The organism is Pseudooceanicola sp. NS-SX9 (assembly GCF_057380705.1).
The window spans coordinates 51985-68371 of the sequence record NZ_JBXXRN010000009.1; the positions used below are offsets into that span (position 1 = coordinate 51985).

The window sequence follows — 16387 nt, forward strand, 5'->3', positions numbered from 1 at the left end:
CTGCCGCCAGCCCTGTGTACGGTCAGCCTTCGACGCTGACGGGAACTTCCAGGCCGTGCTCTTTCAGCAGGGCATGGCGCTTGGCGGTCTTGAGGTCTTCCATGACCATCTCGGCGCACATTTCCTGTGCCGTGATCTCCGGGGTCCAGCCCAGCTTGGTCTTGGCCTTGGTCGGATCGCCCAGCAGGGTGTCGACCTCGGCAGGACGGAAGTAGCGCGGGTCGATGCGCATGATGACGTCACCCACCTTGACGGCCGGAGAGATGGCATTGTCGACCGACTTGACGGTGGCCTTCTCATCCACGCCGGTGCCGGTGAACTCCAGCTCGATGCCCAGCTCGGCTGCGGTCCAGGTGATGAATTCACGCACGGAATACTGCACGCCGGTCGCGATCACGAAGTCCTCGGCGAAGTCTTGCTGCAGCATCATCCACTGCATGCGAACATAGTCTTTGGCATGGCCCCAGTCGCGCAGGCTGTCGATGTTGCCCATGTACAGGCAGGGTTCCAGGCCCATGGCGATGTTGGCCAGGCCACGGGTGATCTTGCGGGTCACGAAGGTCTCGCCGCGGCGCGGGGACTCGTGGTTGAACAGGATCCCGTTGCAGGCATACATGCCGTAGGATTCACGGTAGTTCACGGTGATCCAGTAGGCGTACATCTTGGCCGCCGCATAGGGCGAACGCGGGTAGAAGGGGGTGGTTTCCTTCTGCGGGATCTCCTGCACCAGGCCGTACAGTTCTGAGGTGGAGGCCTGGTAGAAGCGGGTTTTGTTTTCCAGGCCCAGGAAGCGGATCGCTTCCAGCAGGCGCAGGGTGCCGATGGCGTCGACATCGGCGGTGTATTCGGGCGCTTCGAAGGACACGGCCACGTGAGACTGGGCGCCGAGGTTGTAGACCTCGTCGGGCTGAACTTCTTGGATGATCCGGGTCAGGTTCGAGGTGTCGCTGAGGTCCCCGTAATGCAGCTTGAAGTTCTGCTTCGTGGTGTGGGGATCCTGATAGATGTGATCCACGCGTTGCGTATTGAAAAGCGAAGCCCGGCGCTTGATGCCGTGAACCTCGTAACCTTTTTCAAGCAGGAACTCCGCCAGGTACGAACCGTCCTGTCCGGTCACCCCGGTGATCAATGCCTTTTTCATGAAACCCTAATTCCTTCTGTGAAACTGCCGAGTGTGTACCGGACTTAGCCAGACAGTTTTGTAAGCTTGCCGACCTCGGCTTCGAATCTGCCGAGGATGTGGTCCATATCCCACCGTTCATAGGCGCGGGCGCGGGCCGCCTGACCCAGGTCCCGACGCCGTTGCGGATCGTCAAGCAGGGCGGAAATGGCCTGGGCCATCGCCTCTGCATCACCAGGCGGCGTGATGGTCCCGCAGCCCATGACTTCGTGCGCCAGAGCCGTGTGGGCATCCGCCGTCGCCACGACGGGTCGCCCCGAAGCCAGCATGTTCGTCAGTTTCGAGGGCAGAACCAAATCTGCTGCTCCTGCAATCTGGGGCAGCAGATGGACGTCCGCCATACCCAGAAGATCACTCAGGCGATCCAGCGGCTGAAGCGGATAGAAACGGACGTTTTCCAGCCCCTCTGCCTGTTGTTTGAGCGTCTGGAGAAACGGTCCCTCTCCACAGATCGCGAAGGTCAGATCCTTGCGCCCCGACAGCATGCGTGCCGCGGTCGGGATCACCTCCAACCCCTGCTTGTTGGCCACGTTGCCCGAGTAGAGCGCGACATGCTCGGTCGTGATGCCAAGCTCCTGCTTGAGCGGCGAGGGCCCCTCCAGCGGGGTGACCCGCGCCAGGTTCGCCCAGTTGCGCAATTCGAAGATCCGCTCCTCGGGGATCTTCTTCTCGCGCAGCTTGTCCAGCATCGGTGCTGAGATCGAGCTGATGCGATCAAAGCGCCGCAGCATCCAGGATTCATATCCCTTCGCAGCGCGGCCGATGGCGCTGTCTTCCTTCAGAAGGCCGGTGGCGAAAGCTGCCTCCACCTCATAATCTTGGATATGCAGCCAGAGCTTGGCCCCGCACAGCCGGGCGACGATCCAGCCCACCGAGGCCGACACCAGCGAAGGCGCCACGACGAAGACGACATCAGGGCGCTTACCCAGGGCCCGCGCCAGCATCGGGGGCGTCACCCCGAGGGCGAAGCTGGCATAATGCAGCATCCGCTTCGAGCCGGTCGGATTGGCCGGCACATAGAGCGGCGCATGGGTCACGTCGGGACCCTGCGCCGTGCGTTCGCGGGTGTAGCCCCGCTTCGACCAGCCCTCGAAGACCTTCCATGCCGGATAGTAAGGTTTGGCGGTCACCACGTCGACGTGGTGACCCTTTTGGCACAGCGCTTCCGCCAGACCTGTCGTGTAAACGGCCGTGCCAATGATTTCGGGCGCATAATTGATGCCCAGAATAAGGAATTTCAATGATTTAAAGCCTTCGCAAGACGGCAGGACTGGTTTCAGTGCCCCGTGCGATCAAAAAGCAGAACGCGGACAGTCTTCCAGATGTACCAAAGATCGCTCGAAAGAGAGAGCTGCCTCCAGTACAGGTTGTCATAGCGGATGCGCTGCACGAAAGTCGTCTCCCCGCGCCCCGCAATCTGCCAAGGGCCAGTGATCCCCGGGCGCATTTCGAAATACGCCTCCCCGCCATTCGAGCGGTAGATAGCTTCCTGGTTGGTCATGAAGGGACGAGGGCCGATGAAGCTCATGTCGCCGATGAAAACATTCCAGATCTGAGGCAATTCATCCAGGCTGGTCGCCCGCAGGAAGTGACCGATCTTGGTGATCCGCGGATCGTTCGCAAGCTTCTGGTTCTTCTTCCACTCAGCCGCGACTTCAGGATCTCTTGCGCAAAGCTCGTTCAGTGCCGCTTCAGCATCGACGCGCATAGTACGCAGCTTCCAGCACTTGAAGAGCCGGCCGTTCTTGCCGACGCGGAATTGCGAATAGAAGCCGGGACCGCCATCCTTGCGCACCATCAGCCAGACAATTGCCACTACGGGGAAGATCAGCGGCAGAGCAATCATAGCTAGGCACAGGTCCAGAAGACGCTTGCCCACCAAGAGATACAGCTTGCGCTTCAGCGGCACTGTGGACGCCTTCGACTGCACAAGGGTGGACGAGTTACTGATTTGCTCAACACCTAAATGCTTCATAGCGACCCCTCGCTAGAGAAAGTGAATTTATACAAGATTTTTTTACGCCTCCTGGAAGTGTTTGGCGGCGTTTAGATACCTTTAAACACTACACCATCCCGCTCGAAGACAAAAGTCCGGAGATGCACAGCCGTCAATGATAGGCGGGAAGCCTACTGAAGTGACCGCGTGATAGGCAGCCCGGCGCATATATCGCGCCGGGCCAAAATACTCAATCAACGTAGTATTTTTTCCCGTAGGAGGCGTAGGCGCCATATTTGTCACCGTAGCCGTAGTAGCGCATCCCTTTGGCACTAATCTGATTCAGAACGATCCCGTCGACCTTCTGGCCGACACTCTCGAACATATGCAGGGCATCCTGCACCTGGATCTTGGAGGTCGAATCCCAGCAGACAACGAAAAGCATCGCATCGACTTGCTGGGCGATGACGCGGGCATCGGGGACCACCAACACCGGCGGGGTATCGATGATGATCGTATCGTAATGCTTGCGCGCCTCGTCGATCAGATCCTTGAAGCGCTTAGAGGAGAAGAGATCCGCCGCGTTGATCGGGCTGGCCTCACCAATGAGGATGTCGGCCTTGATCTTGGGGTCGTATACCACCACCTCTTCTAGGCTGGCGTCGCCGGACCACACAGAAATCAGGCCTTTTTTCTGGTCTGTTCCAAGATACTGACCAAATACCCGACGGCGCACATCACCCTCGATGAGCAGGACTTTCTGGTCAAGTCCAGTGAAGTTTTGTGCAAGGGCCAGCGACAGGGTCGTCTTGCCTTCACCCGGCAGCGACGAAGTCGTCGCAATCACCTGCGGCGCCTGCTGCGCATGGGTCAGCAACAGCGAGGTCCGCAGGTTGCGAATAGCCTCGGCAGCAGCTGAAGCCGGCCTTTCTGCCAAATACTTGATTACGTCGCCACGTCGTGCGCGTGAAGGCACCATCGGGATCTGGCCCATGACAGTATACCCTGTGCGCTGCTCCAGATCTTGGGCAAGACGGAAGGTATTCTGGCGAAGTTCTCGCAACAGCACCATACCGGCACCACAAATCGCGCCCAGAATCAGCCCCATAGCCATGACGACCGTCTTGCGCGGCGCAGAAGGGGACATTGGGATCACGGCGTAGGAAATCAGACGGCTGTCAGCCTTCTGTATCCCCTCCTGGGCCGCAGTTTCTTTGAAACGCGTCAGGAAGTGCTCGTAAAGCAGTTTGGTCGCCTCAGCTTCCCGCGTCAACTGCTGAAGCTGGATCAGGTCGCTGTTCTGCTGGTCGTTCTGCTTGGCCAGCACCTGCGAGGAGGCCTCCATCGCTGCCAGCTGGTTCTGTAGACGCTGCACATCGATTTTGGCCCGCGTAGTCAAATTCTGAGCGCTGTTCTGATAGGCATCTGACTGCGCACCAAGGGTCTGCAGAAGCCTCGTGAGCTGAGGATCGTCAAGCGCTGCCGCCAGCTGTTCCGGACTCGTGCTCTTGTTGATCTGCTCGACCTTCAACTGAGCAGCCTGCAGAGCTTCCTTGGCACCCTCGATCCGGCTGCGGAGATCCTTGAGCTGGCGCTCCTGTGCCGCAAGGGTGTCCTGGTCGACCAACTCCGTATTCGCGTTAAAGGCTTTGACGCGCGATTCCGCAGCTTCCAACTGTGTCTGCAGTTCGGTCACGCGCTTCGACAACCAGTTGGCGGCCTGATCGGTTTCCGAAACCTTCACCTGCACCTGGTTCTTGATGTACATCTCCACCAGAGTATCTGCGAGGTTCGCCGATTTACTGGCAGAATCCGTCGTCGCGCTGACTTGGTAGGCAAGGGTGTCCGGCGTATTGGTAATGTTCAGAGCAAGCAGGACATTGTTGATCGTGAGGTTGCGCACCCAAGCGGCGCGCTCGCTTGCGGTCATGCTGGCGTCTACGGGAGTGCTAACCCCTCCCAAGAAGGGCAACTTGCCGATCCACTCACGAAGTCGTTCCGTAAACGACGGCGGCTGCAGCGTCGGATTGAACTCTGGATCGTCAACCAGATTCATCTTATCGACAACCTTGCCGATCAAGATACGGCTTTTCATGATCTCGACTTCGGAGTTGATCGTGACGTTGTCATTCGTCAGCCCCGGCACGATACTGCTGAGGTCGACGATCTGCTCCTGGCTGGTGTCGAGCATAACGACGGCCGTTGCGCTGTAGCTCGGCTTCGCCACAGAAAACGCATAATATATCCCGATCGTCAGGCCGACGGCTGCTGCGCAGGCGATAATCCACTTGCCGCGCCAGAGAGTGTTGAAAAGGGACTTTAGGTCAATGACCTCGCCGTTATCGTCTTTTTGCACAGGATTACTCAATGTAAGGTGACATAAGCGCACAAGCGTCTGTCACGCTTGCGATCCATCTTGTCGCGGCCGTTTCGCTTGCATCCGGTCGCTTGGGATGTGTTCGGGTGAAATTTTCCACTTTTTAAAGGCGTTGGCGTCAAAAGTGATGGTATGTAGGTCGTCGTAGAGAAGGTATAGAGAACGTGCCGGAACGGGCCTGTGGACGCTCGGACCCTCCCATATCTCTCAAAGGGTGTCCACCGCCTGAAGCCAGGGGCACAAGATGAACTGCCCGCAGAGCCGTTCTGTGACATCTTTTCATACCCACTGGCTAATTTTAGGCCGTCTCGGATCCAGTGTCAGGCTTGCACGAAAGTCGGTTCGCCTTGACCGGGAGAGAGGAAGGCCGCGCTCATCCTTCCAGTAGCGTAGGCTCCGGTATCCACGCTGATGCGCCCCTGACGCACCATAGGGGCATCCACAATGGTATGGCCGTGCACAATCCAGATTCCGTCCTCCCGGACCTCCGTCTCAAAAGAGGGATCACCCCAGAGCAAAGCGCTACTGTGCTGGCGGTTCAGAGGCTGCGACGGCGTCGCACCAGCATGCACCGTGACGACGTTTCCCGTCTGCCAAAGCAACGGCATGTCATTCAGCCAGCCTATCATTTCCGCTCCGAGTGCTTCGATGAGGCTGTCGCGACAGGCCCTCCACTGCTCATCAGGCACCGCTGAGCCAATAGGGGGCGCGACACCGAAGCTGGCGGCAGTTTGCAGCCCGCCATAGCGCATCCAGCGCGATCCAGACTGCTCTGGGGTCTCCAAAAACTGCAGCAACATGTCTTCATGATTCCCGCGGAGACAGATTACTTTTCTCTCCGGATCATCTGATAGCTGCTTTAGGTGACGCAGGACAGCGGCGGAATTTTCGCCGCGATCAATGTAATCCCCGACAAAAACGAGGCGACAGTCCGGCGCTATGTCATCAAGACGTTGCAGCAGGCGAACAAGCAACTTATCGCATCCATGGATGTCACCGATGGCGAAAAACGGCTCATCCGGCAAGAGCGGGGCTGAAAATGTGGGTTTTGGGGCACGGCGGCGCCGAGAGAAGAACATCGTCCGTTCATCCTCCGCTTAATCTCTGAGAAGGTGGCATCAAATTGGGCAGCAAAGCTGACTAGGATTCTCTGACGCATCTTCACGATGTGCAAGGGAGAACGCACAGCCTCCGTGATTGAGGCTGTGACGGACGAGGGGCAGGGAAGGAACGCATGCGTCACTGGCTGAGTATGGTATGTACGGGACTGGGAAGTAGTGCCTGTATTATTTTGGGCGTCCCAGGCATCGTCATGGCACAAGATGCTGTAGGTAGTGACGCCCTGAAGACCGACATGTCCGACATCTTGTCGGAAGTTCCGACTTGGGACCGCCCGACCCTCAGCTTTTACGGCAGTTCCGGCCTGATCGACATGCCCGGTGCTTACCCGATGAAGGATGGAGATGTGTCGCTAAGCTTGGGCTATTTCAGCGGCACGCTGCGCAACACCCTGTCCTTCCAGATGGCGCCACGCATCAGCGGCAGCTTCCGCTACTCCATTCTGGACAATTTCGATTCCAGCGGCAGCCGGAGGTACAACCGCTATGACCGCAGTTTCGACATCAGTTTTCTGCTGGCCCGGGAAGGCGCTCGGATGCCCTCCATCACTCTGGGGCTACGTGATTTCGGCGGTACCGACGTCTATGCAGGCGAATACCTTAGCTTCGGCAAGACATTCGATCGGCTGCGAGTAACCGGGGGCATCGGCTGGGGACGTCTGGGCAGCCATGGCAGCTTCGAAAATCCTCTCGGTGTGCTGAGCAGCCGCTTCAAGACCCGTCCCTCGACCAGCGGCACGGGTGTCAGCCAGACCGGCAAGATGGATGCCAGCCACTGGTTCCGGGGCGATGCGGCGCTTTTCGGAGGGGTGCAGTACCAGTACAATCAGCACTTGGTCTTCACTGCTGAATACTCTTCGGACGCTTACAGTGCGGAAAGCGCCAGAGCTGATTTTGACTACCGTTCGCCGCTGAACTTTGCCGTAACCTATCGGATGCAGAACGGCGTCGACCTGACGGGTGCCTATCTTTATGGTAGCACACTCGGTGTCTTGGTCAGCTATACCTTCAATGGCGCGCATCCTGCCTATCCCGGCGGCCTAGAAAGCGCCGGCCTGCCCGTGATGCCTCGTGCCCAGGCTAAAGCCCTGGGATGGGACACGCTGGAAACGCAGCCCGGTTGGCAGAATGTGCTGCGAGATCAGATCCGCACGGCGCTCAAGTCCGAAGGAATCGAACTCCAGGGCTTCTCCCTGCCTTCTCGAACAAGCGTCAAAGTCTATATTAGCAACTCCCGCTTCGATGCCGTTCCCGAAGCTCTGGGCCGTACTGCACGGGTCCTGAGCAATGTGCTGCCGCCCGAAATCGAGACGATGATCCTCATTCCCGTGGCTAACGGAATCACGCTCAGCGAAGTGACTTTGCACCGCAGCGACCTCGAAGAGCTGGAATTCGACTTCGACGGTAGTTGGAAGATGTATGGCCGTGCTCAAATCCGAGACGCGGCGGACGACGCTATGACTCGGGACCAAGTCGTTCCGCAGACCTTCCCCAAGATCAGTTATGGGCTCGGCAGCTATCTCTCTCCCTCCTACTTTGATCCCGACAGCCCTGTGCGTGCGGATCTAGGTGTACAGTTCACCGCTGGCTACGCCCCGGTCTCGCATCTGTTGCTGTCGACCCAGCTGCGCTATCCCCTCGTCGGTAACCTGGCCGACACTTCACGCTCCTCGAATTCGGTTCTGCCGCATGTACGCTCTGATGCAGCGCTCTATGCGAAGGAATCGACCCTGCAGATGAACAAGCTGACAGCGGAATATTTCTACCGGCCAGGCCCAGATCTTTATGGCCACTTCGTGGCAGGCTACCTGGAGGACATGTTCGCTGGGGTCTCCAACGAGGTGCTCTGGAAGCCGGTGACCGGCCCGCTGGCTATCGGATTCGATATCAACTACGTCGAGCAACGTGATTACGACATGCTGTTCGGGCTGCGCGACTACAAGGTCGCAACCGGTCACGCCACCGCCTATTATGATTTCGGAGATGGCTATGTCGGCTCGGTCAGCGCCGGGCGTTACCTGGCCGGGGACTGGGGAACGACCATCAGCCTTGATCGCGAGTTTGCAAACGGATTCCGGATCGGTGCCTTCTTCACCAAGACCGATGTCTCGGCCAAAGATTTCGGGGAAGGGTCCTTCGACAAGGGTATCCGCTTCTGGATCCCAACCTCGCGCCTTTCGGGTGAACCTTCGATGTCGGGCTTCGGCCAGACCATCCGCCCGCTAACGCGGGATGGCGGTGCACAGCTGAATATCAGCAACCGGCTTTACGACCTCGTGCGAGGATATCACTCTCCTCAATTGCAGGAAGACTGGGGAAAATTCTGGCGATGACACGGCAAAAAGGTCTTCTGGCGGCAACATTCTGCGCATTCTTGTCACTGGCTGGGTGCGCCGCCCCCCAAGTGGAGTTCTCCTCCAACGTCGGGGATGCGCTCAGCTCTCTGAAAGTACGCAAAGCGGCTGCAGAAAAGGTGCCGCGCTACATGGCCTTGTCCAAAACCAATACCCCGGGAATGTTCGCGCTGGCTCAGGACAGCGGCGCTTACGACGTGCTGCGCCTGGAACAGGTATCTGCAGATGGGGTACGCAGTTGGCTCTCGCGGGATGGGTCGGTCTTATCCTTCCGGGACGGGATGCTCATTGCGACGCGCGGTCTGGGGGATGACACGATGTCCACCGATGCCTCAGAAACACTCCGTCTTCTGAAACAGCACAAGTCCGGCATCACGCACCGGTTTATTTCCAAGCTAGATGGCAACCGCCAGATCGTCCAACACAGTTACACCTGCGATGTCTCCGTCATCGAACCCTTCATGCTGGATCTGACCACCAGCAAGGTAGCCACCACCTACATGAGCGAGACATGTCACGGCCCGCAGTACGGCTTCATGAATCTCTACTGGGTCGACAGCGCTGGCCAGATCAGGATGTCACGGCAGTTCTCTGGAACGCTGGTCGGGATGATCATCTTCCGAGAACTGGATCCCAACATGGTCGCCAAAATGAGCTCACACTGATAAAGCCCCGCAAAAACCTTTGCAGATATTGCCTTGCTCCGCGAGGCGCCTTTACATTTAGACCTGATTTCAAGGGGATCTTCCTAGTATGCGCGTAACGACTATTGCCCTGTCCCTTGGACTGGCGGCCTTGTCCGGCTGCGGGATCGTCTACAACACACCTTCCGTAAGCTCAGTCACGAATGGAGACAGCAAGGTACGTGTCGTGCCGATGACGCCGGAAGCGGTCCTGATTGCCAACCGGACCCCCTATACCCCACGCGGTCTGCCTTCTGTCTTCGATCAGACTGCTGGCACAACCGGCCAAGCTAACGTGCATCCCGATGAACTGCCCTCTGCAGTCTTCGACAAGGATGAGCGCATTCCCCAGGAAACGCGCCTGCCACCTGCGGCCGATCCCGGCCCCTACAAAATCGGTATCGGCGATGTCGTCCTGCTGGCAACGCCGCAGGTCAACACGGTAGAACAGCTCAGCGGCCTCCTGGCCGCACAAAATTCCCGGCAGGGTTACACCGTTCAGGATGACGGCGCGATCGCCATTCCCAATGTTGGCCGTGTCCAGATCGCCGGCCTGACTCTGGAAGCGGCCGAGGCCGAGCTGTTCCAGCGCTTGGTCAAGAGCCAGATCGACCCGACCTTCAGCCTTGAGATCTCGGACTTCAATTCCAAGAAGGTCTCGATCGGTGGCGCGGTAGCAAAACCCTCCGTCGTGCCGATCACCTTGACACCGCTCTATCTGGACGAGGCGCTTTCGGCTGTCGGCGGCGTGACCGTGGTCGATCAGAACTATGCGACCATTCGGCTTTACCGGAACGGTCAACTGTACCAGATCCCGCTCAAGCGGTTCTATTCAGACAAGAGCCTGCCCAAGATCCGGCTGATCGACGGGGACAGCATCTTCATCGACACGGCCTACAACCTGAACTTGGCTCAATCCTACTTCGAAGAGCAGATCGCGCGGGCCAATTACAAGCAAAGCGCTCGGATCGCAGCCCTCAACCAACTGAACAGCGAAATCTCCATCCGGCGCGACGCCCTGCAGGAGGCGCGCTCGAACTATGAGGCAAAGGTTGAGCAGGATGCGATCCAGCGCGACTACGTCTACCTGGCCGGTGAAGTCGGCAAGCAAGGTCGCTTCACCCTACCTTACGGTCGGCAGGCCACACTGGCGGATGCGCTGTTCTCCGATGGAGGCATTCCCAATACCACGGCCAACGCCCGCCAAATTTATGTGCTCCGGGGATCGTCTGACCCTCGCGACTTCGGCTCAGTCACGGCCTACAACCTGAACATCAAGAACGCGAGCAACCTCATGCTGGCCACGCGCTTCCAGATGCGGCCAGATGACATCGTGTTCATTGCAGAACAGCCGATTACCCGTTGGAACCGCGTGCTGAACCAGATCACCCCGGCACTGATCACCGGCACGGCTTCGATTGCGAAGGACTGATGACACACCGCCTGCCCAGCCAGAACATCTGTCTGGGCAGGCTAGATACCTTTGACATGGCAGCAGGCCGGAATGTTTCAGCCTGCTGATTGTTGCTCGGCGGCCATTCCGTCCCCTGTCGCCTGACATGTGGAGCCTCGTCCAAGGGCAATGCCTCATATCAGGTTCCTAGAGACGGAATGACCCCTTACCGTTTCCAACAGTGGCGATTTTAGGGCACTGCTCCAACGGCGTCTCGAAGCTGCGGGCGCCTGCAACAACCGCATAGTGAAGCGAGCCCCTTGCACGCGTCGCAGTGCGACCAGCCTACTTTTCCAGCTGCACCGCAACAGCCAGTGACGGGCTAGCTAGCGGTCCGAACAAGCGTTGCCAGTGGAGACGCCTGCTGCAAGATCGCACTTAGCCTGTCGCCATAACCAGACTGTCGGAAACGCGCAGCCTGGTATTGTAATTCTTCCGAGCAGATCCAGCCCCGCGCAAAGGCGATCTCTTCCGGAGAACCGATGCGCAAGTCCTGACGACTCTCTAGCGCACGCACGAAATTTCCAGCATCCAGAAGAGCATCGTACGTGCCGGTGTCCAGCCAAGCATAGCCACGTCCCATCGTCTGGACTTCCAACAGGCCATCGGAGAGATACATTTCCAACAGAGAGGTGATCTCCAGTTCCCCACGAGCAGAGGGACGCACTCTGCGCGCCCGTTCAGGTGCTGTTGCATCCAGAAAATACAGACCTGTCACCACGAAGGGAGAGGCAGGGTGGCTTGGCTTCTCTGTAATCGAACTGACACGCCCAGTGACATCAAATCCCAGGACGCCGTAACGCTCGGGATCTCGAACCCGATAGCCGAAGACCGTGCCGCCCGGACGTGCATCCGCCTGTGCCAGAAGGGTCGTCAGCCCATCGCCATGGAAGAAGTTGTCACCCAGCACCATGGCAGAGGGGGCACCAGCCAGCCAGTCCTCAGTCAAAAGGTAAGCCTGGGCCAGCCCGTCGGGACGCGGTTGAACTATGTAGTGCAGCGATAGGCCCCATTGCGATCCATCACCGAGCAGACGACGGAACTGCGGCTGGTCGTCGGGAGTGGTGATCAGGCAGATATGCCGGATGCCAGCCAGCATTAACACTGAGATCGGATAGTAGATCATCGGCTTGTCGTAGAGCGGCAGCAACTGTTTGGAGGTTCCCAGCGTAATCGGCCAGAGGCGGCTGCCGGTGCCGCCCGCCAGCACGATACCCTTGCGGGGCTGACGCCCCTGATCCGTCGTCACCTGGCTCATGGTCTGTTCCTTTCCTGACATGCGGGTCACGCCCTGGCCTGCCCGGGTTCTGCCGCGGGCGGTATCTGTTCAAGGATCGCCGACAGCCCCGCGCGCCAGTCGGGGCGCGGCAGGCCGAAGACCTGTTCCGTGCGGCGGCAATCCAGCCGCGAATTCAGCGGCCGGCGCGCCGGTGTCGGCCAGTCGGCACTGGGGATGTCGTGTACCTGCACCGGCAGGTTGGCCTGGCGGAAGACCTCTCGGGCCAGGTCGGCCCAGCTGGTGTCGGGGGCGCCGGCATAGTGGTAGGTGCCGCTTTTCCCCGGGTCCTCGGCCAGCTGATCGAGGATCGACAGGCAGGCGCGCGCCAGATCCGCTGCGGGCGTCGGGCCGCCGATCTGGTCGGCCACCACCCGCAGATGCCCGCGCGCCGCAGCCCCCAGCATGGCGGTGACGAAATTGCGCCCATGGGCGGAAATCACCCAGGAACAGCGCAGCACCACATGCACCCCGCCCGCGGCCCGCACGGCCTCTTCCCCCGCGAGCTTGCTGCGCCCGTAGGCATTGATCGGGCCGGTCGGGTCCTCCGGGGCGAAGGCCGCCCGGCCCGCCCCGTCAAAGACGTAATCCGTCGAGGGTTGCAGGAAGGGCAGATCCAGCACGGCTGCGGCACGCGCCAGGGCGTCGGGGGCGCGGGCATTGACGATGCGGGCCTGGTCCTCCTGGGTTTCGGCGGCATCGACGGCGGTCCAGGCGGCGGCGTTGATCACCCCTGTCAGCCGACGGCTGCGCGCCAGGTCCTGCAGCAGGCGGGCGCAGCCCTCGGGGTCCGACAGATCCGCGACCGCGCGCCCCAGGGCCAGCACGCGCTGGCGGCCAAGCCGCGTCAGCTCTCGTCCCAGCTGGCCCTGCGCGCCCAGCACCAGGATGGTCATTGCAGCACCACGCCCTCGGGGCGGGGGGCGGGGCCCAGGCCCAGGCGCATCCCCATGCCGCTGCGCGCCTGCAGCACCCGCCACCAGCCGGGATTGTCGAGATACCAGTCCACCGTGCGCGCCAGCCCCTGTTCCAGCGTCACCGTGGGCGCCCAGCCCAGTTCCCGGCGGATCCGGCTGGCGTCGATCGCATAGCGGCGGTCATGGCCCGGCCGGTCGGCCACATGGGTGATCAGCCCGGCATGGGCGCGGGTGCGCGGCCTCCGGTCATCCAGCAGCGCGCAGATCCGTTGCACCAGCTCCAGGTTCGTCACCTCGGCATGGCCGCCGATGGCATAGCGCCGCCCCGGCTGGCCGCGTTCCAGCACCGTCAGCAGCGCCCGGGCGTGATCGCCCACATAAAGCCAGTCGCGCACCTGCGCGCCATCGCCGTAGACCGGGATCGGCTTGCCCGCGAGGGCCCTCAGGATCACCAGCGGGATCAGCTTTTCCGGGAAGTGGTACGGCCCGTAGTTGTTTGAGCAATTGGTGATCAGCACCGGCAGGCCATAGGTCGCCCCCCAGGCCCGCACCAGCTGGTCGGCGGCGGATTTCGAGGCCGCATAGGGGGAATTCGGCGCCTGGGGGCTGTCTTCGGTGAAATGCCCCTCGGGGCCCAGGCTGCCCCAGACCTCGTCCGTGGAGACCTGCAGGAAGCGAAAGCCCGCAGGCCGGCCACGCCCCTGCCAGTGGCTGCGCGCGGCCTCCAGCAGGTAGAAGGTGCCGGTCACGTTGGTATCGACGAAGGCATCGGGCCCGTCGATCGAGCGGTCGACATGGGTTTCGGCCGCCAGATGCAGCACCGCGTCGGGCTTGTGGCGGGCAAAGATGCGCTCCAGCAGGGTGCGGTCGCGGATGTCGGCGCGCTCAAACGCATAGCCGGGCAGGCCGGCGATGGGGGCAAGGTTCGCCGGGCAGGCGGCATAGGTCAGCGCGTCCAGCACCACGACGTGATGGCCGTCCTCCATCGCCTGGCGGGCGACGGCGGACCCGATGAAGCCCGCGCCCCCGGTGATCAGCAGCTTCATGCGGCGTCCTCCCATGCGAAGGGGGTATCGAGGGCGGCAAGGGGCGGGGCGGCGGCATCCTTTTCCGACAGCACCGCCGGGCCGGTCAGGCGCCAGCGGATGCCAAGGTCCGGGTCGTCCCAGCGGATCGTGCCCTCAGACGCGGGATCATAGGCGGCCGAGCACTTGTAGCAGACCTCGCAATCGGCCTCGCGGGTGATGAAGCCATGGGCGAAGCCCTGGGGGATCAGCAGCTGGCGGCCGTTTTCCTCGCTCAGCTCGACGCCATGCCAGTGTCCGAAGGTGGGCGAGCCGCGCCGCAGGTCCACCGCCACATCGAAGATGCAGCCGCGCCCGCAGCGCACCAGCTTGGCCTGGGCCAGGGGAGGCGCCTGAAAATGCAGCCCCCGCACGGTGTTGGGCGCGACCGAGTAAGAGCGGTTGTCCTGCACGAAGGCCGTCTGGATGCCCGCCCGGGCCAGCGCGGCCTGGTTCCAGCTTTCCTCGAAGAAACCGCGGGCATCGGCATAACGGCGCGGGGTCAGGACCAGTAGCCCGGGCAGGGGGGTTTTCGCGATGTCCGGCATCGTGTCTCCAGCGGCAGTCAGAAGCGCGCTCCCGCGCCTCACGTCCTAGAAACAAGCCGGAAAACGATTAATATCTACTTTCCCGCGCCCGCTGGCAGTGCCGGTCTGCCGGCCTTCTTACTTGTCGTAATGGCCGGTGCGGTGCCACAGCCAAGCATCACCGATCATCTGCTGCATCTGGGATCGGTGCGGGGTCCAGCCCAGCTCGGCCTCGGCCCGGGTCGAACCCGACACCAGCTTGGTGCAGTCGCCGGCGCGGCGTGGGCCTTCGGTGAAGGGCACCGCCAGGTTGGTGACGGCGCGCGACTGCTCGATCACCTCGCGCACCGAGAACCCCGATCCGGTCCCGAGGTTGAAGACCCGGGATCCCTTGCCGTCCTGCAGCCATTTCAGCCCAAGCACATGGGCATCCACCAGGTCGCAGACATGGACATAGTCGCGGATGCAGGTACCGTCGGGTGTGTCGTAATCGGTGCCAAAGATGGTCAGGGCCGGGCGCTTGCCATCGATCGCCTCCAGCATGATCGGGATCAGGTGGGTTTCGGGGCGATGATGCTCGCCGATTTCGCCCTCGGGGTCGGCGCCGGCTACGTTGAAGTAGCGGAAGATCACGTGCTCCAGCCCGTAGGCCGCGCCGAAGTTGTCGAGGATGTCCTCGATCGCGCGCTTCGAGGCACCATAAGCGTTGATCGGCTGCTGAACACTGTTTTCATCCAGCACCACGTTGTCCTGTTCGCCATAGGTGGCGCAAGTCGAGGAAAAGACAAAATGCTTGATGCCCGCTGCCACCGCAGCCTCGATCAGGGTCAGCGATCCCATGACGTTCTGACGCCAGTAGAGGCCCGGCTCCTTCATGCTTTCGCCAACCTGGGACAGGGCCGCGAAATGCATGACAGCGACGGGCTGGTATGTCGCGAAGACCTCGTCCAAGTGGGCGCGGTTCATCAGGTCGCCCTGCTCGAAGGGGCCGAACTTGACCGCATCCTGCCAGCCAGTGACCAGGCTGTCATAGGTGACCGGGGTGAAGCCTGCGGCCTTCAGTGCCTTGCAGGCATGGGAACCGATGTAACCCGCACCACCGGTGACCAGGACATTCTGCATCGTTATTCTACTCCATATATTCCAAAATTTCTTGGCCAGGTCAGCGGGGAGGATCCCAAACGGATCACAACGCCTCGGGCAATGTCGTTTGCATCTAAAATCGGTACGCCATCTTTAGTAGGCACAACCAATATTCCAGCCAGCTGCGGCGTCCCCATGGTAGATGTATGGAATACTGCATCGCCGTTGACCACCCCAGGCGTATCTTGAGCAGCCGCCCACAAACCGGCGGCTGACGGCCCTCTCTTTCAGAGGGCAGGCTATGCCCGGCCCCACCACAAGACATGGCTTTGCTCCGCCCTTCTCTCACCCAGGATATTACATGCTGCCAGGCAAACTACATCTATCAAACCTTAGTGAATCTCCTGAGGAGCGAAGCG

General features: G+C 60.7%; 13 protein-coding genes. 3 read left to right on the forward strand and 10 right to left on the reverse strand.

Features of this window, described 5'->3' with window-relative positions; all coding sequences use genetic code 11:
* Positions 1–22 precede the first annotated feature (22 nt).
* The 5 genes from gmd to AC2ITM_RS25205 form a co-directional block, all read right to left on the reverse strand.
* Positions 23–1141, reverse strand: a complete 1119-nt coding sequence (gene gmd / locus AC2ITM_RS25185) for a GDP-mannose 4,6-dehydratase (protein WP_486471071.1) — start codon at positions 1139–1141, stop codon at positions 23–25.
* A 44-nt stretch (positions 1142–1185) separates the two neighbouring features.
* Positions 1186–2421, reverse strand: a complete 1236-nt coding sequence (locus tag AC2ITM_RS25190) for a WcaI family glycosyltransferase (RefSeq protein WP_486471072.1) — start codon at positions 2419–2421, stop codon at positions 1186–1188.
* A gap of 35 nt (positions 2422–2456) precedes the next feature.
* Positions 2457–3155, reverse strand: coding sequence for a sugar transferase (locus AC2ITM_RS25195; protein ID WP_486470992.1), 699 nt, complete (start codon positions 3153–3155; stop codon positions 2457–2459).
* A 211-nt stretch (positions 3156–3366) separates the two neighbouring features.
* Complete coding sequence (locus AC2ITM_RS25200; RefSeq protein ID WP_486470993.1) at positions 3367–5472, reverse strand: polysaccharide biosynthesis tyrosine autokinase; 2106 nt, start codon at positions 5470–5472, stop codon at positions 3367–3369.
* Between the two features lie 341 nt (positions 5473–5813).
* Complete coding sequence (locus tag AC2ITM_RS25205) at positions 5814–6572, reverse strand: metallophosphoesterase family protein (protein ID WP_486470994.1); 759 nt, start codon at positions 6570–6572, stop codon at positions 5814–5816.
* A 155-nt stretch (positions 6573–6727) separates the two neighbouring features.
* On the opposite strand from AC2ITM_RS25205, the gene AC2ITM_RS25210 reads away from it, so the two are divergent.
* From AC2ITM_RS25210 to AC2ITM_RS25220, 3 genes are all read left to right on the forward strand, one after another.
* The gene (locus tag AC2ITM_RS25210) at positions 6728–8944 is read left to right on the forward strand and encodes a YjbH domain-containing protein (RefSeq protein WP_486470995.1); all 2217 of its coding nucleotides are present in this window, start codon (positions 6728–6730) and stop codon (positions 8942–8944) included.
* Positions 8941–9630, forward strand: coding sequence for a YjbF family lipoprotein (locus AC2ITM_RS25215; protein WP_486470996.1), 690 nt, complete (start codon positions 8941–8943; stop codon positions 9628–9630). The genes AC2ITM_RS25210 and AC2ITM_RS25215 overlap by 4 nt, the downstream gene beginning before the upstream one ends.
* Before the next feature lie 88 nt (positions 9631–9718).
* Complete coding sequence (locus AC2ITM_RS25220) at positions 9719–11080, forward strand: polysaccharide biosynthesis/export family protein (RefSeq protein ID WP_486470997.1); 1362 nt, start codon at positions 9719–9721, stop codon at positions 11078–11080.
* Positions 11081–11423: 343 nt separating this feature from the next.
* On the opposite strand, the gene rfbA is transcribed toward AC2ITM_RS25220, so the two are convergent.
* From rfbA to galE, 5 genes are all read right to left on the reverse strand, one after another.
* Positions 11424–12359 (reverse strand): glucose-1-phosphate thymidylyltransferase RfbA, encoded by a 936-nt coding sequence (gene rfbA / locus AC2ITM_RS25225; RefSeq protein ID WP_486470998.1) that lies wholly within the window; start codon positions 12357–12359, stop codon positions 11424–11426.
* 26 nt (positions 12360–12385) lie between these two features.
* Positions 12386–13273, reverse strand: coding sequence for a dTDP-4-dehydrorhamnose reductase (rfbD, locus tag AC2ITM_RS25230; protein WP_486470999.1), 888 nt, complete (start codon positions 13271–13273; stop codon positions 12386–12388).
* Entirely contained in the window at positions 13270–14340 is a 1071-nt protein-coding gene (gene rfbB, locus AC2ITM_RS25235; RefSeq protein ID WP_486471000.1) for a dTDP-glucose 4,6-dehydratase, read from the reverse strand. The genes rfbD and rfbB overlap by 4 nt, the downstream gene beginning before the upstream one ends.
* Complete coding sequence (gene rfbC, locus AC2ITM_RS25240; protein WP_486471001.1) at positions 14337–14906, reverse strand: dTDP-4-dehydrorhamnose 3,5-epimerase; 570 nt, start codon at positions 14904–14906, stop codon at positions 14337–14339. The genes rfbB and rfbC overlap by 4 nt, the downstream gene beginning before the upstream one ends.
* A gap of 117 nt (positions 14907–15023) precedes the next feature.
* Positions 15024–16007: a UDP-glucose 4-epimerase GalE gene (galE, locus tag AC2ITM_RS25245; RefSeq protein WP_486471002.1), complete on the reverse strand. Its 984-nt coding sequence runs from the start codon at positions 16005–16007 to the stop codon at positions 15024–15026.
* Positions 16008–16387 lie beyond the last annotated feature (380 nt).